The organism is Streptomyces sp. NPDC056161 (assembly GCF_042268025.1).
Lineage (GTDB): Bacteria > Actinomycetota > Actinomycetes > Streptomycetales > Streptomycetaceae > Streptomyces.
Genome location: NZ_JBHJUV010000035.1, coordinates 87,024 through 107,360, shown reverse-complemented (window position 1 = coordinate 107,360; position 20,337 = coordinate 87,024). Strand labels below are relative to the sequence as shown.

Below are 20,337 nucleotides of genomic sequence, written 5' to 3'. Positions count from 1 at the left end.
CAGAGACGGCCCAGTAACCCGCGACAGGCCCTCCATCGATCCTAAATGTGCAGGTGGGGGGCCTGATTCCGTTGGAGGCTCGCCAGTTCTCCGGGCTTAGGCATGGTTTTCCCAGTGTCGCAGATCGGTTCCCGTGGCCTGCGGCCGTCGATCCCCAGGTGCGCATCGCCGCCTAACCGCGCGAGCACCTCCGCCTACCCGCGCGAGCGCCTCCGCCTACCCGCATGCGTGTCGCCGCCGGACGGGCCGACGCTCCGAGCCGCCGAGTACGGCGGAGGCGCCACCGATGCGGCCGAGGGGAAGCTGCCGAGACCTCCGGCACCGTGGGCCTCAGCGGACGAACCCCCCGCCCGGTGACCGGCGAGGGGTTCGCATGCGTGCCGGATGCGTACCGGGTGCGTACCGTCAGGCGGATCCGACGAACAGCACCATCAGCAGCCACACCACGGGCGCCGTCGGCAGGAGCGAGTCGAGCCGGTCCATGATGCCGCCGTGACCGGGGAGCAGGGTGCCCATGTCCTTGATGCCCAGATCCCGCTTGATCATGGATTCGCCGAGGTCACCGAGGGTGGCGCTGGCCGCGACCGCCAGGCCGAGGAGCAGGCCCTGCCACCAGGTGCCGTCGTCGATCAGGAACTGCATGCACAGGGCACCGGCGACCATCGCGAACAGTACGGCGCCGAGCAGCCCCTCGCGGGTCTTGCCGGGGCTGATGCGCGGAGCGAGCTTGTGCTTGCCGAAGCGCCAGCCCACGGCGTACGCGCCGGTGTCGCTGACGACCGTGAGTATCAGGAAGGTCAGCACCCGGTACGGACCGTCGGCGGCGTCCAGCATCATCGCGACGAAGGTGGCGAGGAACGGCACGTAGAACGCCGCGAAGACGCCCGCCGTGACGTCCTTCAGATAGCCCTCCGGTGGCTGCGTCATGCGCCAGACCAGGACCGCGAGCGCGGTCAGTGCCATGGCCACCCAGGCGCCCTGGGCACCGCGGACGTATCCGGCGACGACCATGGCGGCGCCGCCGACGGCCAGGGGAACCAGGGGCGCCTTGATGTCCTTGCGCTCCTGGAGCCGGTTGGTCAGCTCCCACAGCCCCACCACGACGGCGACCGCTATGACGCCGACGAAGACGGCCTTGACGATGAACAGGGACGCGACGATGACCACGCCGAGCCCGACGCCGACGCCTATGGCCGCGCCCAGGTCCCGGCCCGCGCTCTTCTTCTGCGGTGCGGGGGCGGGTTGCGATGCGTCGGGCATGGGCTCCGGATTCTGCGGCGGCGCCCCGTGCGGGAACGCCGACGGGGTCTGCGGGTAGTACGTACTGTCGTGGTACGCACCGCCGCGGAACGTCTCGTCTCGGAACGGGGGGCCGCCCAGCCGAGCGGCCCCACGGTCCCCATCCTGGTCACCGCCATGCGCGGGTACGTCGTCCGGGACGATGGGCATGGGGCGAGTCTGCTGGGCGTCACGCGCATCGTACGCGGGACCCGCCGGGGCGGCTCCTTGGGCGTACGCCTGCCCGGGCCCGTGGTCGGTGGGCCCCCAGTACCCGGCCGGTGGCGGCGCCCCCCAGGAAGAGTCGTTCATCAGACCTCAAGCAGCTCCGCTTCCTTGTGCTTGAGGAGTTCGTCCACCTGGGCGACGTACTTCGCCGTGGTGTCGTCGAGCTCCTTCTCCGCACGCCGACCCTCGTCCTCGCCGACCTCGCCGTCCTTGATCAGCTTGTCGATGGTCTCCTTGGCCTTGCGGCGCACGGAGCGGATCGAGATCTTCGCGTCCTCGCCCTTGCCCTTGGCGACCTTGATGTACTCGCGGCGGCGCTCCTCGGTCAGCTCGGGGAACACCACGCGGATGATGTTGCCGTCGTTGGTGGGGTTGACCCCCAGGTCGGAGTCGCGGATCGCCTGCTCGATGTTGCGCAGCGCGCTCTTGTCGAACGGGGTGACGACCGCCATGCGCGGCTCCGGCACGGAGAACGAGGCCAGCTGGTTGATCGGCGTCGGCGCGCCGTAGTAGTCGGCCACGATCTTGTTGAACATCGCTGGGTGCGCACGGCCGGTGCGGATCGCGGCGAAGTCCTCCTTGGCGACCACGACGGCCTTCTCCATCTTCTCCTCGGCTTCGAGGAGGGTCTCTTCGATCACCACTTGCTCCTGCGTGTCTTGAGTAGGCCCGGCTGCGGTTCCTTGTCGGGGCCCACGGCCGGCTGCGTCGCGTCTTCTTCCCTGCACGGTTCCCGACCGGCAGGTCCTTGTCCATCCCCCGGTCAGGGTCCGGACGGTTCTCCGGTCAGTGCCGACCGTCCTGGTCGCCCACGAGTGTGCCGATCTTCTCACCCTTGACGGCCCGGGCGATATTGCCTTCGGCGAGAAGCTCGAACACAAGGATCGGCAGTTTGTTGTCGCGGCACAGCGTGATGGCCGTGGCGTCGGCGACCTTGAGGTCGCGGGTGATGACCTCGCCGTAGCCGAGGGAGTCGAACTTGACGGCGTCCGGGTTGGCCTTCGGGTCGGAGTCGTACACCCCGTCCACCCCGTTCTTGCCCATCAGCAGCGCCTCGGCGTCGATCTCCAGGGCGCGCTGGGCCGCGGTGGTGTCGGTGGAGAAGTACGGCATTCCCATACCGGCGCCGAAGATCACCACACGGCCCTTCTCCAGGTGCCGCACGGCGCGCAACGGGATGTACGGCTCGGCCACCTGGCCCATGGTGATGGCCGTCTGCACCCGGGACTGGATGCCCTCCTTCTCCAGGAAGTCCTGGAGGGCGAGGCAGTTCATCACCGTGCCGAGCATGCCCATGTAGTCGGAGCGGGCCCGGTCCATGCCGCGCTGCTGGAGTTCGGCACCGCGGAAGAAGTTGCCGCCGCCGATGACCACGGCGATCTGCGCGCCGTCCCGGACGACCGCGGCGATCTCGCGCGCGATCTTGTGCACCACGTCGGGATCCACGCCCAGGCCGCCGCCACCGGAGAACGCCTCTCCGGACAGCTTCAGCAGAAACCGGCCGCGTACTTTGCCGTCGTCACTCTTCTGGGCCTTGGTGGTCATGGGATCCGCCTCTTTCACCTGGTGCGCATACGAAGAAGGCCATTGCCGGTGGGGTCGCTTCTCGCTCCCATGCGCGGCAATGGCCTCCTCGTCAGATCTGCTGTCGTCCGCCGCGCGCCCGGGTGCGGCGGTGTGCGCGGACGACTGCTGTCGACCCTATCGGGGTCGCGTGTCGATCGCGGTACGGACTCAGATGCCGACCTTGATGCGCGCGAAGCGCTTCAGGGTGACACCGGCCTCGTCCAGAACCTTCTGGACCGACTTCTTGTTGTCGAGCGCGTACGGCTGACCGAGCAGCGTCGCGTCCTTGAAGAAGCCGTTCAGACGACCTTCGACGATCTTGGCGATCGCGGCCTCCGGCTTGCCCTCCGCGCGAGTGGTCTCCTCGGCGATGCGGCGCTCGGACTCGACGACCTCGGCCGGGACGTCGTCCTTGGCGAGGTACTTCGGCGCGAAGGCGGCGATGTGCTGGGCGATGCCCTTGGCGACCTCGGCGTTCGGCTTGTCGAGCTCGACGAGGACACCGATCTGCGGCGGCAGGTCGGGCATGGTGCGGTGCATGTAAGCGGTGACGAAACCGTCGGCGAACTGCGCGAAGCGGTCCAGGACGATCTTCTCGCCCAGGTTGGCGTTGGCCTCGTCCACGAACGCCTGGACGGTCTTGCCGGCCTCGATCTCGGAGGCGAGCAGGGCCTCCAGATCGGCCGGGGAGGTCTTGGCGACGTGCTCGGCGATGGTGGCGGCGACGGCCTGGAACTTCTCGCCCTTGGCGACGAAGTCCGTCTCGCACTTCAGCTCGACGATGACGCCGGAGGAGTTGTCGTCGGCGATGATCGAGACCACGGCGCCGTTCTCGGCGGAGCGGCCCTCGCGCTTGGCGACGCCCTTCTGGCCCTTGATGCGAAGCGCCTCGATGGCCTTCTCGACGTTGCCGTCGGCCTCGTCCAGCGCCTTCTTGCAGTCCATCATGCCGGCGCCGGTGAGCTCACGGAGCTTCTTGACGTCGGCGGCGGTGTAGTTCGCCATGAGTGTGTGAATCTCTCTCGAAGTCTGAAGGATCGAAGATCTGCACGGTCTGTGGTCTACATGTAGATGCAGGTTCCCGACCCGGTGCTGACCTACGGGTGAACGGCGGGAGCGGACTTCATGTCGCCGCTCCCGCCGTCGACGCGGCGCTGACGGGTCAGGCCTGCTCGCCCTCAGCGGCCGGAGCCTCGGCGGCAGCGGCCTCCGCAGCGGGGGCCTCCGCAGCGGGGGCCTCCGCAGCGGGGGCCTCCACGGCGGGAGCCTCAGCAGCGGGGGCCTCGGCAGCAGCCTCCGCGGCCGGAGCGTCCTCGGCCTTCTTCTCACCCTCCAGCAGGTCGCGCTCCCACTCGGCCAGCGGCTCGCCCGCGGCCTTCTCGCCCTTGCCTTCGGTCGCGACACCGGAGCGGGCGATCAGGCCCTCGGCGACGGCGTCGGCGATCACCCGGGTGAGCAGGGTGACGGAGCGGATCGCGTCGTCGTTGCCCGGGATCTTGTAGTCGACCTCGTCGGGGTCGCAGTTGGTGTCGAGGATGGCGACGACCGGAATGTTGAGCTTCCGGGCCTCGCCGACCGCGATGTGCTCCTTCTTGGTGTCCACGATCCAGACGGCGCTGGGCACCTTCTGCATCTCGCGGATACCACCGAGGGTCTTCTCCAGCTTGGCCTTCTCGCGGGAGAGCACGAGAAGTTCCTTCTTGGTCAGACCGGAGGAGGCGACGTCCTCGAAGTCGATCTGCTCAAGCTCCTTCAGGCGCTGCAGACGCTTGTAGACGGTCGAGAAGTTGGTGAGCATGCCGCCCAGCCAGCGCTGGTTGACGTACGGCATGCCGACGCGGGTGGCCTGCTCGGCGATGGCCTCCTGCGCCTGCTTCTTGGTACCGACGAACATGACCGTGCCGCCGTGGGCGACGGTCTCCTTGACGAACTCGTAGGCGCGGTCGATGTACGACAGCGACTGGAGCAGGTCGATGATGTAGATGCCGTTGCGCTCGGTGAAGATGAAGCGCTTCATCTTCGGGTTCCAGCGACGGGTCTGGTGACCGAAGTGGACGCCGCTTTCCAGCAGCTCCCGCATCGTGACGACGGCCATGGCCGTGACTCCTTGGGTTTCTCGGTTGTGCCGCGGATGCCGGACGGCTTCCGCGCCTGACGCCCACCTGCGCCGTTGCCACGTGAGGACCGAGGGGCGCTGACCCGAACGGACCGTTGCCGGCCGGTTCGTGTCGGGGCGTGCGAAGTCGACCCGGTGACCCGGGTCGCCACCAGAAGTGTACGGGACCGGCGAGGCACCGGGTGACGCCGCTGTCCACAACCGGTGAGTAGTCCACCGGTCCCGGCCGTGCCCGGCGGGAGTGCGGGACGGTTCTCGCATGTGGACGATGTCTGTGAGGCGCGCGATGCGGACCCGGGGGACCCGGCCGGGGGCACGGGTGTGGGTATGGGTGTGGGTGTGGGCGGTGCTGCTGACGGTGGTGGTACCGGTTGCGGTCCTGGGCGGACCCGCTCCCCCGGCCCGCGCGGAATCGGCCCGGTCAGGGGGTCCCACACCGCTTGCGCCGACCCGCGCGGAGTCACCGCGGCCGGGGGTCCCCGCGCCGCCTTCCCAGACCCGCGCGGATTCGTCACGGCCACGGGTCCCCGCGTCGCCCCCTCCCGCGGTGCCGGCCATCGCCCGCGCCTGGCCGGTGGGGACGCGGCCCGCGGTGGTACGGGGCTGGGAACCCCCGGCGACGCCGTACGGGTCCGGGCACCGGGGCGTCGACCTGGTGGCCGCGCCCGACGCTCCGGTACGGGCGGTGGCGGCGGGCCGGATCTCCTTCGCGGGCCGGGTGGCCGGGCGGGGCGTGGTCTCCGTCGAGCTGCTGGGGACGGATCTGCGGACGACCTACCAACCGGTGAGACCGTCGGTGCGCACCGGGGACGAGGTGGCGGCGGGCGAGGTCGTGGGCCGGGGCGAGCCGACCGCGACGCACTGCGCCGCCGGCCCCTGTCTGCACTGGGGGCTGCTCAGCGGCGGCACCTACCTGAACCCGCTCCTGCTGCTGCCCCCGTGGCTGCTGCACCGGGGGCAGCAGCCAAGACTGCTGCCGGTCCTAGGGGTACCGCTCCCCTGAGACCTGGCATCCGGCCCGGCCCTGGGGCCCGGAGGCCCGGGGGGGCGCGACTTCCGGTCCAGCCCGGGGGCCCGGGGGCGCGACTTCCTGCCCGGCCCGGGGGCCCGGGAGCCTGGGGGTACGGGAGCTTGGGGGTACGGGAGCCTGGGTCGTTTCCCTGAGGGCCGGTTTCTGGTTTGGGCAGCGGGCCGGTGTCCGGTTTCCGCCCCCACCACTCCCCGAGAGTCGGTGCTCCCCCGGCAGACAGACGGAAGCAGTCACCGTGCTCCCGCCGCGGCCCGGACCGGGGTCCGTACCGGGAAGTGCCACGGAGTCAGTCCCTTACGCCCCGCAGGGCCATCGACACGGCGGCCTCCGTGATGGTCTCGGGGTCCTCGGCCGCGCCGAGTTCGATGCGGCGGACCGCCGCGTCCACGACGCCCTGGAGCAGCATCGCTGCCAGGCGCGGCTGGGCGTGCCCCAGTTCCTCCAGTGCCTCGACGATCATCGCGACGAGCCCGCCGTGCGCCGCCCGGATCTTCTCCCGTGCCCCGGCGTCCAGCTCGCTCGCCGAGATCGCCACGACGGCGCGGTGCCGCCGGTCGCCGACGAGCGCAAGTTGTCGGCGCACATACGCCTCCACCTTGTCCTCGGCCGAGTCCGCCCGCTCCATCGCCGCCGCCACCTCGGCCGCCCACACGGGGAAGTCGACCTCGCACAGTTCCTCGACGACCGCGGCGCGCGAACGGAAGTACTCGTACACGGACGACCGCGCGAGCCCGGTGCGCTCGGCGAGGGCCGGGAAGGTCAGCGCCTCCGTACCGCCCTCGGACAGCAGGCTCCGGGCCGCGTCCAGCAGGGCGGCTCGCTGCATCGACCGGTGCTCGACCACTGAGGCCGCTCGAATCCTTGGCACGCCCACCACTGTACGGACGCGCCCGCCGACGCGGGAGTCACCCGGCGGCGCCCGGAGTGTCCACACGGCCCGGACCCGACCACGGCCGAAACCCGACACGACCCGGGAACAGCACGGCCCGGGAACGCATAATCCTGCGACGACCCAATCCGGGGCCGGCCCAATCCGGGGACAGTCCGATCCAGGCGCGAACCGATCCGGGGTCGGCACGGCCAGGGAGAGGCGTAACCCGGGACAGGCGTAACCCGGGACCAGGTATGTCCCGGGGAAGGCGGGGCCAGGGACCCGGCGCGACCCGGGAGCAGCGCGACCTGGGAACGACGCGGTCCGGGAGAGGGCGGCACGTCCCGGTCGCAGGTCACCGTCCGAAACCAGCCAGCTTCGCCCTCAGCTGGAGCACGGACTTCGTGTGGATCTGGCTGACCCGGCTCTCGGTCACACCCAGCACGTTCCCGATCTCCGCCAGCGTCAGTCCCTCGTAGTAGTACAGCGTCACCACGGTCTTCTCCCGTTCCGGCAGCGTGTTGATCGCCCGCGCCAGAAACCGCCGTAGCTCCCGGTCCTCCGCGACCTCCACCGGATTGTCCGCCGCGGTGTCCTCCAGCGTGTCCATGAGGCTCAGCCGGTCCCCGCTCTCACCCCCCACGTGCAGCAGTTCTTCCAGCGCCACCACGTTCGCCAGCGACAGTTGGCCGAATACGGCGTGCAGTTCGTCCACCCCGATCCCCAGCTCCGCCGCCACCTCGCCCTCCGACGGTGTGCGCCGCAACCGCGCCTCCAGCGTCGCGTACGCCCGTTCCACATTGCGCGCCTTCTGCCGCACCGACCGCGGAATCCAGTCCAGCGCCCGCAGCTCGTCGATCATCGCGCCCCGGATCCGCGTGATCGCGTAGGTCTCGAACTTGATCTCCCGCCCGATGTCGAACTTCTCGATCGCGTCGATCAGCCCGAACACCCCCGACGACACGAAATCCGCCTGCTCCACGTTGGGCGGCAGTCCCACGCTCACCCGCCCCGCCACGTACTTCACCAACGGCGAGTAGTGCAGGATCAGCTGCTCCCGCAGCCGCTCGTCCCCCGTCGCCTTGTACGACCGCCACAGTTCGTCGAGTGTCGAAGGAGCGGGCGGTCGTGCGCTGGCACCGTCGCGGGCGGCGGGGGGGATGGCCGCACGGTCGGACCCGGAGGTGTGCTGGGGCATTCGTCGCCTTGTGCCGTTCTGCCGTGAAGTGCCGTGAAGTGCTGTGGAGCGGGGTGGGTGGGCGGGCTGTCGGTCTGGTATCGAGTTGGGCCGGTCTGCGCCGGAGTCCTCGTGAGCGTAGCGTGACTGAGGAGTCGCGGTGTGCGAACGCCGGGGCTCCACCCGTGGGCGGGCCTGCTCCGGGGCCCGTTGCAGCAGGCCCGGCGCGTCGCCGTGCGTGACCTGTCGGACGGGTCAACTCCGGGAAATCCCAAGGGCATCGGGGTTCCCCCGGACGGCCGAACACCCTCGGTCAGCAGGGCCCCGGAGGGGACCGGACCGACATCACCGCCTGGCGTGTCAACTTCCAGCCGTCGCCGTGTCGTTCGACGTATCCAAGTGCTCTAAGTTCGTACAGCCTCGCGATCACCTCGTCCTCAGTGGTCTGCGCGTCGCACGCGATCTCCCGCGGCTGTGCCGGCCGGCCCGCCGGCAGGGCGGCCAGGACCCGCCGGGCGCCCGGTTCCAGCAGGTCACGAGGGAGGACCGGACCGTGTCTGGCCGGGGCCAGCTCTCCCATGTCCCCGACGAGTTCGACGACGTCCGCGGCGTCGGTGACCAGCACGCCCTCCCCGCGCAGCAGTTCGTGGACGCCCGCGGAGCGTGAGCTGGTGGCGGGGCCGGGCACCCCCATCGTGAACCGCCCGAGGCGCTGCGCCGCCCGCGCGGTGACCAGGGATCCGCTGCGGTGGGCGGCCTCGACCACGACCGTGCCCCGGGTGAGCGCCGCGATCACCCGGTTGCGCAGGATGAACCGGCTCGGCGTCGGATGGTCACCGGGCGGCAGCTCCCCCACGACCAGTCCCTGCGCCGCGATCCTGGTGATCAATTCGAGGTGTCCGCGGGGATAGGGGCGGTCGACGCCGCAGGCCAGGACGGCGACGGTGGCGCCGCCCGCGCCGAGGGCGCCCCGGTGGGCGGCACCGTCGATGCCATAGGCGCCGCCCGACACCACGACCCAGCCGCGCTCGGCGAGCCCCGCGGCGAGGGTGGCCGCCATGTGGGCGCCGTACTCGGTGCAGGCTCGGGCGCCGACGACGGCGACCGATCTGAGCGCCCACATCCGCAGCCCGGGCCGGCCGCGCAGCCACAGCCCCAGGGGTCGGGCGTCGCCCAGGTCGTCGAGCTGGACCGGCCACTCGGCGTCCCCCGGTGCGACGAACCGCACCCCGGCTGCCCGCGCGACCTCCAGGTCCCGGCTCGGCTCGGCCCGCAGGGCACGCGCCCGCAGGCCGGCCCAGCGTCGCCCGCTCACCCCTGGCAGCGGCTGTCCGCCCGCGCGCAGCCGCCGGGCGACCTCCCGCACCCCGTACTCCCGCAGCCAGCGCCCGCCGACCTCGTCGCCGGGTTCGACGACCCGGGTGAGCAGGACACGGGAGAGCAGGTCGTCGTCCGGACGGGCGGCGCCGGTCATGCCGGTGCCCCGATGGCCATGGGCACACCCCGGGGAACCCCGGTGCGCAGTTGCAGGGCCAGGGCGACGTCACCGGCGTCGGGCCGGTCATGACCGGCGAGGTCGGCGACCGTCCAGGCGACGCGCAGGACCCGGTCGAGTCCCCGGGCCGTCAGGGCGCCCCGCTCCAGATTCCGCTCGGCCGCGGCCAGCGCACCGCTCGCCGGCTGCCAGCGGTTGCGCAGCTCCCGTCCGGGCACCTCGCTGTTGGTGCGCCACGGAGTTCCCGTGAGGCGGACCGCCGCACGGTCCCGGGCCGCCCGGACCCGGTCGGCGACCGTCGCGGTGGACTCGCCACGGGCACCGGGCCGGGTCAGTTCGGCGCGCGTCACGGGGTCCACCTCGACGCGGAGGTCGACCCGGTCGAGCAGTGGGCCGGACAGCCGCGCCTGATAGCGGCGGATCAACGACGGCGGGCATTCGCACAGCGCGTCCCGCTGCGAGAAGCGGCCGCACGGACAGGGGTTCGCCGCCAGTACCATCAGGAACCGGGCCGGGAACCTGACCACCCCGGCGCTGCGCGCGATCACCACGTGCCCCGCCTCCAGGGGCTGCCGCAGCGCGTCCAGGGCCTGACTGCGGAATTCCGGCGTCTCGTCCAGGAACAGCACTCCTCTGTGAGCCAACGACACCGCGCCGGGGCGTGCGATGCCCTGGCCGCCGCCGACGAGCGACTGCATCGTGGCCGAGTGGTGCGGAGCGCAGTACGGCGCCACGTCGATCAGCGGTTTGCCCGGCGGCAGCAGGCCCGCCACCGAGTGGACCGCCGTGACCTCCAGCGACTCCTCCCGGCCGAGCCGGGGCAGCACGGCGGGCAGCCGCTCCGCGAGCATCGTCTTGCCCGCTCCGGGCGGCCCTTCCAGGAAGAGGTGGTGACCGCCCGCGGCGGCCACCTCGACCGCCGTGCGCGCCGAGTGCTGCCCCACCACGTCGGCGAGGTCGTGGTCGTGCTGTGCGGCACCGATGCCCCGCATGCCGGTGGCCGCGCCCGCGCCGGGCACCCGCAGCCCCGCGCGGAGCGAATCGGGGCGGCCCGGCTCGTCGGGTTCCTCGTCGGGTACGGGCTCGTCCGCCAGCACGGCGATCAACTGGCGCAGACTGCGGATGCCGAGCACCGACACCCCGGGCACCAGCGACGCCTCGGCCGCGGCACACTCCGGCACCACCACCTGCTCGTATCCGGCGTCGGCCGCGGCCAGCACGGCCGGCAGGATGCCCCGGACCGGGCGCACCCGGCCGTCCAGGCCCAGTTCGCCGATCATCACGATGTCGGCGAGGACCCGGGGGTCGATCCGCTCGGCGGCGCCGAGCACCGCGCAGGCCACGGCGAGGTCGAAGCCACTGCCCGCCTTCGGCACCGAGGCCGGGCTGAGGCCCACTGTGAGCTTCTTCGACGGCCAGGACGCCCCGGAGTTCACCACCGCGGCCCGCACCCGGTCCCTGCTCTCCGTCAGGCTCTTGTCCGGCAGCCCCACCAGTGTGAACGCCGCCACTCCCGGTTCCAGGTCGGCCTGGACCTCGACCACCACACCCTCGACGCCCACCAGCGCCACGGAGCACGTCCGGGCGAACCCCATCTCAGGCCACCCCCCGCGCGTGCTCGACCACGGGGGCTCCGCGGTCCGGCACGAGGACTCCGACCAGATCGATGCGGGCGCCGCCGGGCGGTGCGCCGCCGTGGGTCTGGATCCAGCGCTCGGCGAGGTCCCGCAGCCGGTGCGCCTTCTGTGGGGTCACCGCGGCCATCGGATGCTCGTAGCACCCGCCACGGCGTGTCTTCACCTCGCAGAGGACGAGCGTGTCCCCGTCCCGGGCCACGATGTCGATCTCGCCGGAGCGGCCGCAGCGCCAGTTGCGCTCCAGAACCGTCATCCCGGACTCGGTCAGGCGCCGAGCGGCCAGGTCCTCGCCGTACCTGCCGAGTGCGTTGCGTGCCTGCTGTGCGTTCATGTGGGCACCACCTCCGCGCCCACCGTCGCGTATCCGGCCGGAGGAAGTGGATCTTGGTGGGTTACCCGCCGGTTGTGGACAACCTCGTCACCCGCCCGTGCACCTCTCGTCGGCCCGGGGGATCCCCACCGGACAGGAATCCCGTACGACCCAAAGGACCCCCATCGCCATCAGCCCAAGGAAATCCCGTACAGCTGGAAAATCCCGCACAGCCCAGGAAATCCCGTACGGCGCAGTAAATCCCGTACCCGACCGAGAAGTCCCCTCAGCCGTCCCGGACGTCCCCTCAGCCGCCCAGGGTCCCGTCAGCCGTCCCGGGCGTCCCCTCAGCCGCCCGGAAGCTCCAGGTCGCTCTTGTTCAGCTCCTCGATGTTCACGTCCTTGAACGTCAGGACGCGTACCTGCTTGACGAAGCGGGCCGGCCGGTACATGTCCCAGACCCAGGCATCCGCCATGGACACCTCGAAGAACACCTCGCCCTGTACCGAGTGCACCTGCATCTCGTAGTCGTTGGTGAGGTAGAAGCGCCGCTCGGTCTCGATCACGTATTTGAACAGACCGACGACATCGCGGTACTCCCGGTAGAGCTTCAGCTCCATCTCGGTCTCGTACTTTTCGAGGTCCTCGGCGCTCATGGCATGTTCCCCTTCAGCCGTGCGATCCCACCATTGTGCGCCAGTCCCGCGCGCCTCTAGACGATTTCCGTGTCAAGGGTCACGGGCTTGGCCGGGGGACCTTCGTCGAGCAGCGTCCGGAGCAGCTCGGCGAGTCTGGTCGGGTACACCGTCTCATGCGCCCGGGCGAGTTCCCGACACGTCCACCACCTCGCTCCGGCGACGCTGCGGCGCTCCAGCTCGGTCAGGGCCAGCGGCTCGGGCTCCCGCCGGGGCGCGTGGGCCGTACGGGCCAGGTAGTACCACTCGTCCTGGTTCCAGCGGCGGCCTGCGAACGGGAAGGAGCACCGGCGGCGCCAGAGCACCGGGCCGAGTTCGACGTCGGTGATACCGGTCTCCTCGGCCAGTTCCCGCAGCGCCGCCTGCTCGCGGGTCTCGTCGCCCTCCAGGCCGCCGCCGGGCGTGAACCACCAGTCGTCGGCCGGGTCGTCCGGCTCATGGCCGTGCAACAGCAGTATGCGGTCGCCGGGGTCAAGCAGCACCACTCGGGCGACGCGGCGCAGGCCGCCCGCGAAGGAATCCGCGCCCGGATCCCGGGCTTCAGTGGGCACCGGCGGGCTCCGGGCGCGTCCGGGAACGGCTCAGCAGCTTGGCGACCGGGCCGTAGGCACCGCCGGCGAGGACGAGCACCGCCCCGGCCACGATCAGCACGACGATGGTGCGCAGCGGACCCGGCTGGGAGAGGGCGCCCAGCGCCTCGAAGCCGGTGGGCCGCGCCAGCATGCCGTTCAGGGGCCAGACGACGGCGTCGACGCGGGCGGACACGGCGCCGGCGGCGACGGTGCCGCGGGCGGCGTCGGTGAGGTGGGCGGTGGAGTCCAGCGAGCCCTGCCGCTCGTCACCGAGGAGGAAGAGGCGGCCCGAGGGAACCTTGACGGTCGGGAAGCCCGTGAGTTCGGCCGCGCTGCCCTTGGGGAGGTAGGGCTCGTCGATCTGTTTGCCGTTGACGGTCAGCCTGCCGTCGGTGCAGCAGGCGACGGTGTCCCCGCCGACCGCGACCACGCGCTTGACCACGTCGGAGCCGGTGACCCAGGTCTTGTCCTGGAAGACGACGACGTCGCCCCGGCGGATCTCGCCGCTGTCGATGCGCTCCGCGAGGACGCGGTCACCGGCGTCGATCGTCGGGGTCATGGAACTGGTGGGCACGGTGTACGGCCGGTAGACCACCGCGCCCCACGCGAATCCTCCGAGGAACAGCACCAGGCCCAGTGCCACGGCCACCCCGGACAGGCGCTGCCCGAGCGGGCTGCCGACCTGTGCCGTGCCTGTGCCACCGCGGTGCGGGGCCGTACGTGTCGTGCTCTCGCCACCCATGGACCCGCACCCTACCGGGCGGTACCGACCGGGCCCAGCCTCCCTCTCCCTCGGCCGGGAGGGGAAGGAGGCTGGGCCTCGTACAGCTCCGGCGGGTGCCTTTGCGGGCGGGGCGGCCCGGACGGACGGACTTCCCCGGGCCCACAAGCCGGACGAACGGACATCTTCAGGTCCACGGCCCGGACGAACAAGTGCCTCCAGGCCCACGGCCCGGACGAACGGACCTTCCCGGGCGCACGGCCCCGGGTTCCTCCCCGGTGCCCGGGATCACCCGGGCCCCATGCCCACCACGGTCCCGGGGTCCACGGCAGACCCCGGGGTTCCGCTTCGCTCCGGTCTTCTCAGCGGGTCCGGCTCGCAGCGGCCCGTCGGCGGCGCCACACCACCACCGGCAGCACGCCCACGAGCGCGATGCTCTCGGGGCCCACCGGCAGCGGGGCGGCGGCGGAAGAGGACTGCTGGTCGAGACCCGGCTGATCGAAGGTGTCCGGGACCGGCAGGGTGCCCCAGCGGTTGATCGGCCAGGCCCGGACGATGGCGCGGCCGACGACCTCGTCGACGGGAACCATGCCGTGGTTCTTGTCGGACTGGTTGTAGCGCGAGTCGCGGGAGTTCTGGCGGTGGTCGCCCATCACCCAGAGGTAGCCCTTGGGGACCGTCACCTTGAACTGGCCGCCCTGGTCGTCCACGCTGCACGGCGTGTTCCCGGGGTAGACGTACGGCTCGTTCAGCGGCTTGCCGTTGACCAGCAGCGGGCCGGTGTTCTTGCACTCGACCGTGTCACCGCCGACGCCGATGACCCGCTTGATCAGGTCCTTCTCCTCCGCGGACGGCATCAGGCCGATCCAGCTGAGGACCTTCTGCACCGGGTTCGGGTTCGGCGCCGGCTCCCCCGCGAGCCAGTTGTCCGGGTCGTGGAAGACGACGACCTCGCCGCGGTCGGGCTTGGAGCCGAACCACGGGGTGAGCTTGTCGACCAGGACGCGGTCACCCTGCTGGAGGGTGTTCTGCATCGAGTCCGACGGGATCGAGAACGCCTGCACCAGGAACGTCTTGATCAGCAGTGCCAGCACCAGTGCGATGACGACCAGGATCGGCAGCTCCTTCCAGAAGGAGCGCGGTTTCCTCGGCCCGGGAGCCGAGCCGCCCGGACCCTCGTCCGGAGTGCCGACCGCCGGGGGCTGCCCCTCTGCGGGCCTTCCGTCCGGGGCCGATTCGGGCTCATTCCCGGAGGTCACGGCGTTCTCCGCCGTGGGTTCGCTCGATTCCACGGGGCGCCCGCGGTGTTCTTCGCCGTCGTATCCCGACCGTGCGCCAACCGCCACATCCCCCACGCCAACTCCTTACGCCGTGCCGCCGCCTGCTCCGGGTACGGTGCAGGCCCACCACTCCCATAACGAGCGGGAGTTCCGCAGGAGTCGGGAGCTGGATCATTCCGTCCGGATCGTCGGAGGCAACCCTATGCGACAGCCGGGGGGCCGCGGTCGAGCCCGACGCCGAGTCGGAGACGCTTGCGAAGGTTTTAGGTTCGGTCAGACGGGACCAGTGTCCGACGGGCCAGCCGATGACCATGGCCCGGCCCACCACGGAGTTCACGGAGACCGTGCCGCCGTAGTCGGTGTTCTGGTGGGCTCGGGAGTCCGCGGAGTTGCCGCGGTGGTCGCCCATCACCCACAGCCGCCCCTGGGGGACGGTGACGTCGAACGGCGTGCTGGAGGGGACGTCGCCCGGATACAGGTAGTCCGACTCGGACAGCGGAACGCCGTTCACGGTGATCCGGCCCTGCGTGTCGCAGCACTTGACATGATCCCCGCCGACCCCGATGACCCGCTTGATGAGGTCCTTCTCGTTGTCGGAGGGCAGCAGCCCGATGAAGGTCAGCCCTTCCTTGATCTGCTTGACGACGACGGGGTCGTTCTTCTTGCCGGCCTGCTCGCCGCCCAGCCAGCCGCCCGGGTCGTGGAAGACGACGACGTCCCCGCGCTTCGGTTCGGAGCCGAACCACGGGGTGAGCTTGTCGACCAGGACGCGGTCGCCGATCCGGATCGTCTGCTCCATGGAGCCCGACGGGATCACGAACGCCTGGACGAGGAAGGTCTTCAGGACCAGCGCTATCAGCACGGCCACGCCGACCAGGAGCGGTATCTCCCGCACCGCGCTGCGCCTGCGCTTGCGCTTGACCTTGCGCTGGAGCTTGCGCCGCTCCGCGCGGGTCCGGCCGCCGGCCGGACCGGCCGCGCGCCGGCCGCCGGTGGGCAGCGGGCCGTCGGCCGCGTCGCCGGGCGCACCGCGGGGCTTGCCGCGGTTACCCATGCGGCTGCTCCGCCGCGGGCACGCGCGCGTAGGCGGTCGGGCGGTCGAGGTGGGTCCAGTGGGCGACGGGCCAGACGATCCAGTCCGCGCGCCCGATCACCTCGGCCACGGGGATCATGCCGCCGCCCGGGGAGCCCAGGTGGTCGCGGGAGTCGCTGGAGTCGCCGCGGTGGTCGCCGAGGACGAACAGCCTGCCCGGGGGTACGACGACGTCGAAGGGCACGGTGGACGGGCTGTCCCCGGGATAGAGGAACGCCGTCTCGTCGACCGGTCGGCCGTTCACCTCGATCCTCCCCTCCTCGTCGCAGCAGACCACGTGGTCCCCGCCTACACCCACAACGCGCTTGATGTAGTCCGCGTCCCCGAAATACCCGGTTCCGTCGAATACGACCACGTCACCACGGCGCGGCCCGGCACCGAAACGGTACGCCACCTTGTTCACGAGGACGCGGTCGCCGATCCTCAGCCCGTTCTCCATGGATCCGCTCGGGATCTGGAACGGCTGTGCCACGTACGTGTTGAGGAGCAGCAGGAACAGCAGGCAGACGAAGAGGGTGAGGGTGATCCGTCCGCCCGGCAGCCAGTCGGCGAACCGCGACACGAACGCGAAACGCGACCGCCCCTCCGTGCCCGGTGCGCCGGGGCTTGAGGAGGAACGGTCGCGTCTCGTCGGCTGTGCTTCGGTGTCCATCGCGGGCTGATGTTATCCGGCCCGGCTGGGAACTCCCGGGAGCGCTCAGCTCTCGCGCTTCTCCTTGATCTTCGCGGCCTTGCCGCGCAGGTCGCGCAGGTAGTAGAGCTTGGCGCGGCGCACGTCACCCTTGGTGACCAGCTCGATCTTCTCGACGATCGGGGTGTGCACCGGGAAGGTCCGCTCGACACCGACGGAGAAGGAGACCTTGCGGACCGTGAAGGTCTCGCGGACGCCGGAGCCCTGGCGACGGATCACCACGCCCTTGAACTGCTGCACACGGGAGCGGTTGCCCTCGATGACGCGGACGTGGACGTTGACGGTGTCACCCGGACGGAAGGCCGGAATGTCGCTGCGCAGCGCAGCCGCGTCGACGGAGTCGAGCAGGTGGGACATGTCGTCTGCTTTCTTCGCTGATGCCACAGGTCATCAACGGGAACTAGATGTTCGTCAAAGGAGTGCCGTGCGGATCGGGGCGGGCGTCGTGTCCCCCTGCGGCAGGGGCGCACGCCGGACGGACGCACAACAGCGAGCTATTCTTCCATGCCCTCTGGCCTGCGCCAAAATCGGCCGTACGGTTCCCCGTCCGGGTCCGGGGACCAGCCGAGGATGGAGAGCATCTCGCGGTCCTTCTTGTCGAACGCCTGGGGGCCGCAACGCTCGATCAGGTCGGGCCGGTTGGCGGTCGTACGCTTCAGCGCCTCGTCCCGGCGCCAGCGGGCGATCTTCCCGTGATGGCCGCTGAGCAGCACGTCCGGGATGTCCCGGCCGCGCCACGAGGGCGGCTTGGTGTAGACGGGGCCCTCCAGGAGGCTCGCCATCGCGCCGGGTGCGAAGGAGTCGTCCCGGTGCGACTCGGCGTTGCCCAGGACGCCGGGCAGCAGCCGTGCCACGGCCTCCGTGACGACCAGGACGGCCGCCTCGCCGCCGGCGAGCACGTAGTCGCCGATGGACACCTCGTAGACCGGTATCCGCGTCGCGTACTCGTCCATGACGCGCCGGTCGATGCCTTCGTACCGGGCCGGCGTGAAGATCAGCCAGGGGCGTTCGGAGAGTTCGACGGCCAGTTCCTGGGTGAAGGGGCGGCCGCTCGGGGTGGGCACGATCAGCGCGGGCGTCCCGGAGCCGGTCTCGTAGCCGTCGGCCAGTACGGAGTCGAGGGCGTCGCCCCACGGCTCGGTCATCATGACCATGCCCGGCCCACCGCCGTAAGGCGTGTCGTCGACCGTGTTGTGCCGGTCGTACGTCCAGGTCCGCAGGTCGTGCACGTGCACGTCGAGCTGTCCCCGCGCGCGTGCCTTGCCGACGAGGGAGACGTTCAGCGGCTCCAGGTACTCGGGGAAGATGGTGACGACGTCGAGCCTCATGCGCCCTCGTCCCCGGCCCCGGACCCGGCGCCGCGTCCGTCAGCGGCGGCGTCGCCGCGGGCCGCGAGGTCCATGAGGCCCGGCGGGGGCGCCACGACCGCCTTCTGCTCCGCCAGGTCGATCTCGGTGACGATCTCCTCGACGAAGGGGATCAGCACCTCGCTGCCGTCGGGCCGTTCGACGATGAACAGGTCCTGGGAGGGCAGGTGGGAGATCTCGGTGATGCGGCCGACCTCCGTGCCGTCCTCGGTGACCACGTCGAGGTCGATCAGCTGGTGGTCGTAGTACTCGTCCTTGCCCTCGGGCAGTTCCTCCGGGTCGATCTCGGCGATCAGGACGGTGCCCCGGAGGGCTTCCGCGCCGTTGCGGTCCTTGACGCCGGCGAAACGCAGGAGCAGGCGGCCGCTGTGGACGCGGCCGGTCTCGATGGTGAGCGGTCCCGTGGAGGCGGGATCGGTGGCGAGCACGGCGCCGGGCGCGAGCCTGAGTTCCGGCTCGTCGGTACGTACCTCGACGGTGACCTCACCCTTGATGCCGTGGGCACGGCCGATCCGTGCGACTACCAGCTGCACGTTTCCAGATCTCCTGTCATACGCCTCGGGCCGGGGAGGGCCCAGTGGCCTTCCCCGGCCCGAGCCGGTTCTCGAAAGCGTCAGCGGACGTGGTCGACGTCGACGAGGTCGACGCGGACTCCGCGACCGCCGATGGCACCCACGACGGTGCGCAGGGCACGCGCGGTGCGGCCGTTGCGGCCGATCACCTTGCCGAGGTCGTCGGGGTGGACCCGGACCTCAAGGACGCGCCCGCGGCGCAGGTTGCGCGAGGCGACCTGCACGTCGTCAGGGTTGTCGACGATGCCCTTCACGAGGTGCTCAAGCGCCTCTTCGAGCATGCTGCTCAGGCCTCGGTCGACTCGGAGGACTCGGCGCCGGCCTCGTCCTTCTTCTCGGCCTTCTTCCGCTGGGTGATCGCCTCACCCTTGCCCTCGTCCTCGCCGCCGAGAGCCTCGAACGTCGGACGCGCGGCCTTCGGCTCGGCGACGAGCAGCGGCGCCGGAGCGGGCTCGCCCTTGAACTTCTGCCAGTCGCCCGTCTTCTTCAGGATGGCGAGCACGGGCTCGGTCGGCTGGGCGCCGACGCCGAGCCAGTACGCCACGCGGTCGGCGTCCACCTCGATGACCGACGGGTTGTAGGTCGGGTGGTACTTGCCGATCTCCTCGATGGCCCGGCCGTCACGGCGGGTACGGGAGTCGGCGACGACGATGCGGTAGTGAGGCGAACGGATCTTGCCCAGACGCTTCAGCTTGATCTTGACTGCCACGGGAGTGGGTTCTCCTGGATTTGACGTGGTGGGGCACAACGAGATGCCGCGTGGGGTTGCGGACCCGAGTGGCCCGATGGACGCGTCAGCCGGAGGAGAGAGGGGTCCTGTACGGCTGTCGAGTACAGCTAGCCATTGTGCCACACGCAGCGGGTCGCTTCCGGCCGAGGGCCCGGGCCGGGGCGCGGGCATGCCGGACAGACACCCGGCGCGGAGACGACCGTACGTCGGGTGTGCTGCCCGGCACCGGCGAGTCGGCGCACGCGGCTGCCACGAGCAGCCGCGTGCCTAGCTCGCCGCCGCTCCCACGACCTCCGGGATCCGGAACGGCTTGCCGCAGCCGCCGCACATGATCGGCGCCTGGGCCAGCACGGACGGGACGACCCGGACATTGCGCCCGCAGTCGCAGACGGCCTTGACGCGGACACCGCCACCGGAGGAGCCGTGGCGGGCGGCCGGGCCGCGGAAGGTGCGGGAGGTGTCGGCGGAGGTGGCTGCCAGGTGGGCCTTCAGGGCGCGCTGGAGCCGCTCCGTCGTCGGGCGGTAGCGCCGCTTCGCCTCCGGGTTGAGCGTCACCAGCGAGAAGCCGCTGCTCGGGTGCGGCTCGTCGGGGTGGTCCAGGCCCAGCTCCTCGGCGATGGCGAGGAATCTCCGGTTGTGATAGCGGCCGGCCCGGGAGGTGTCGCGTACGCCGCGCGCGGCGGCGATGCCGTGGACTGCCTCGTGAAGCAGTCGCTCGAAGGAGAGCTCGTGTCCGCACGCGGACGACGACTCTCCGATCAGGGACTCTGGCGCGGCAAGGTCAGGCAGCTCGGGGTGGTACCGCTGAATGTCGGCCCACGCCTGTGCCAGCTCTGCGGCGAGTACAGGTGGTGTCTGTGTCGTGCTCACGTAATGAGAACGAGCCGGACCGCCGCTGTGTTCCGATT

General features: G+C 71.0%; 23 protein-coding genes. 1 reads left to right on the top strand and 22 read right to left on the bottom strand.

Annotation, left to right across the window (positions count from 1 at the left end; all coding sequences use genetic code 11):
- Positions 1–405: 405 nt before the first annotated feature.
- From ACFC09_RS29070 to rpsB, 5 genes are all read right to left on the bottom strand, one after another.
- Positions 406–1,590, bottom strand: coding sequence for a phosphatidate cytidylyltransferase (locus ACFC09_RS29070; protein ID WP_376533290.1), 1,185 nt, complete (start codon positions 1,588–1,590; stop codon positions 406–408).
- Entirely contained in the window at positions 1,590–2,147 is a 558-nt protein-coding gene (frr, locus tag ACFC09_RS29065; RefSeq protein WP_376533289.1) for a ribosome recycling factor, read from the bottom strand. The genes ACFC09_RS29070 and frr overlap by 1 nt, the downstream gene beginning before the upstream one ends.
- Before the next feature lie 145 nt (positions 2,148–2,292).
- A complete protein-coding gene (gene pyrH / locus ACFC09_RS29060) occupies positions 2,293–3,051 on the bottom strand; it encodes a UMP kinase (protein ID WP_376533288.1) in 759 nt (252 codons plus the stop codon).
- A gap of 189 nt (positions 3,052–3,240) precedes the next feature.
- Complete coding sequence (tsf, locus tag ACFC09_RS29055) at positions 3,241–4,077, bottom strand: translation elongation factor Ts (protein WP_376533287.1); 837 nt, start codon at positions 4,075–4,077, stop codon at positions 3,241–3,243.
- 157 nt (positions 4,078–4,234) lie between these two features.
- Complete coding sequence (rpsB, locus tag ACFC09_RS29050; RefSeq protein WP_376533286.1) at positions 4,235–5,167, bottom strand: 30S ribosomal protein S2; 933 nt, start codon at positions 5,165–5,167, stop codon at positions 4,235–4,237.
- A 379-nt stretch (positions 5,168–5,546) separates the two neighbouring features.
- Here rpsB and ACFC09_RS29045 point away from each other — a divergent pair, with 379 nt between their 5' ends.
- On the top strand, positions 5,547–6,191 hold the full coding sequence (locus tag ACFC09_RS29045; protein WP_376533293.1) for a M23 family metallopeptidase: 645 nt from the start codon (positions 5,547–5,549) through the stop codon (positions 6,189–6,191).
- A gap of 313 nt (positions 6,192–6,504) precedes the next feature.
- Here the strand turns inward: ACFC09_RS29045 and ACFC09_RS29040 are convergent, their stop codons facing one another.
- The 17 genes from ACFC09_RS29040 to ACFC09_RS28960 form a co-directional block, all read right to left on the bottom strand.
- Positions 6,505–7,062 carry a TetR/AcrR family transcriptional regulator gene (locus ACFC09_RS29040; protein WP_376533292.1) on the bottom strand — a complete coding sequence of 186 codons (558 nt, stop codon included), beginning with the start codon at positions 7,060–7,062 and terminating at the stop codon, positions 6,505–6,507.
- Positions 7,063–7,444: 382 nt separating this feature from the next.
- Positions 7,445–8,287: an RNA polymerase sigma factor WhiG gene (gene whiG / locus ACFC09_RS29035; protein ID WP_376533285.1), complete on the bottom strand. Its 843-nt coding sequence runs from the start codon at positions 8,285–8,287 to the stop codon at positions 7,445–7,447.
- A gap of 292 nt (positions 8,288–8,579) precedes the next feature.
- Positions 8,580–9,740 carry a DNA-processing protein DprA gene (gene dprA, locus ACFC09_RS29030; RefSeq protein WP_376533284.1) on the bottom strand — a complete coding sequence of 387 codons (1,161 nt, stop codon included), beginning with the start codon at positions 9,738–9,740 and terminating at the stop codon, positions 8,580–8,582.
- The gene (locus ACFC09_RS29025; protein ID WP_376533283.1) at positions 9,737–11,356 is read right to left on the bottom strand and encodes a YifB family Mg chelatase-like AAA ATPase; all 1,620 of its coding nucleotides are present in this window, start codon (positions 11,354–11,356) and stop codon (positions 9,737–9,739) included. Before ACFC09_RS29025 ends, dprA begins: the two co-directional genes overlap by 4 nt.
- 1 nt (position 11,357) lies before the next feature.
- The gene (locus ACFC09_RS29020; RefSeq protein ID WP_376533282.1) at positions 11,358–11,729 is read right to left on the bottom strand and encodes a YraN family protein; all 372 of its coding nucleotides are present in this window, start codon (positions 11,727–11,729) and stop codon (positions 11,358–11,360) included.
- 326 nt (positions 11,730–12,055) lie between these two features.
- Positions 12,056–12,364 carry a DUF2469 domain-containing protein gene (locus ACFC09_RS29015; protein WP_003965949.1) on the bottom strand — a complete coding sequence of 103 codons (309 nt, stop codon included), beginning with the start codon at positions 12,362–12,364 and terminating at the stop codon, positions 12,056–12,058.
- Positions 12,365–12,420: 56 nt separating this feature from the next.
- Positions 12,421–12,954, bottom strand: coding sequence for an NUDIX hydrolase (locus ACFC09_RS29010; protein WP_376533281.1), 534 nt, complete (start codon positions 12,952–12,954; stop codon positions 12,421–12,423).
- Positions 12,944–13,717, bottom strand: a complete 774-nt coding sequence (lepB, locus tag ACFC09_RS29005; RefSeq protein WP_376533280.1) for a signal peptidase I — start codon at positions 13,715–13,717, stop codon at positions 12,944–12,946. Before lepB (ACFC09_RS29005) ends, ACFC09_RS29010 begins: the two co-directional genes overlap by 11 nt.
- Positions 13,718–14,058: 341 nt before the next feature.
- On the bottom strand, positions 14,059–15,051 hold the full coding sequence (gene lepB / locus ACFC09_RS29000; RefSeq protein ID WP_376533279.1) for a signal peptidase I: 993 nt from the start codon (positions 15,049–15,051) through the stop codon (positions 14,059–14,061).
- Positions 14,939–16,030, bottom strand: a complete 1,092-nt coding sequence (gene lepB / locus ACFC09_RS28995; RefSeq protein WP_376533278.1) for a signal peptidase I — start codon at positions 16,028–16,030, stop codon at positions 14,939–14,941. Before lepB (ACFC09_RS28995) ends, lepB (ACFC09_RS29000) begins: the two co-directional genes overlap by 113 nt.
- A complete protein-coding gene (gene lepB / locus ACFC09_RS28990) occupies positions 16,023–16,721 on the bottom strand; it encodes a signal peptidase I (protein ID WP_376533277.1) in 699 nt (232 codons plus the stop codon). Before lepB (ACFC09_RS28990) ends, lepB (ACFC09_RS28995) begins: the two co-directional genes overlap by 8 nt.
- A 45-nt stretch (positions 16,722–16,766) precedes the next feature.
- Complete coding sequence (gene rplS / locus ACFC09_RS28985; protein WP_376533276.1) at positions 16,767–17,117, bottom strand: 50S ribosomal protein L19; 351 nt, start codon at positions 17,115–17,117, stop codon at positions 16,767–16,769.
- A gap of 137 nt (positions 17,118–17,254) precedes the next feature.
- A complete protein-coding gene (trmD, locus tag ACFC09_RS28980) occupies positions 17,255–18,088 on the bottom strand; it encodes a tRNA (guanosine(37)-N1)-methyltransferase TrmD (protein WP_376533275.1) in 834 nt (277 codons plus the stop codon).
- Positions 18,085–18,660 (bottom strand): ribosome maturation factor RimM, encoded by a 576-nt coding sequence (gene rimM / locus ACFC09_RS28975; protein ID WP_376533274.1) that lies wholly within the window; start codon positions 18,658–18,660, stop codon positions 18,085–18,087. Before rimM ends, trmD begins: the two co-directional genes overlap by 4 nt.
- Before the next feature lie 80 nt (positions 18,661–18,740).
- On the bottom strand, positions 18,741–18,980 hold the full coding sequence (locus ACFC09_RS28970; protein WP_003973401.1) for an RNA-binding protein: 240 nt from the start codon (positions 18,978–18,980) through the stop codon (positions 18,741–18,743).
- A gap of 5 nt (positions 18,981–18,985) precedes the next feature.
- On the bottom strand, positions 18,986–19,408 hold the full coding sequence (gene rpsP, locus ACFC09_RS28965; protein WP_376533273.1) for a 30S ribosomal protein S16: 423 nt from the start codon (positions 19,406–19,408) through the stop codon (positions 18,986–18,988).
- Positions 19,409–19,696: 288 nt separating this feature from the next.
- Positions 19,697–20,299, bottom strand: coding sequence for a hypothetical protein (locus ACFC09_RS28960; RefSeq protein WP_376533272.1), 603 nt, complete (start codon positions 20,297–20,299; stop codon positions 19,697–19,699).
- Positions 20,300–20,337 lie beyond the last annotated feature (38 nt).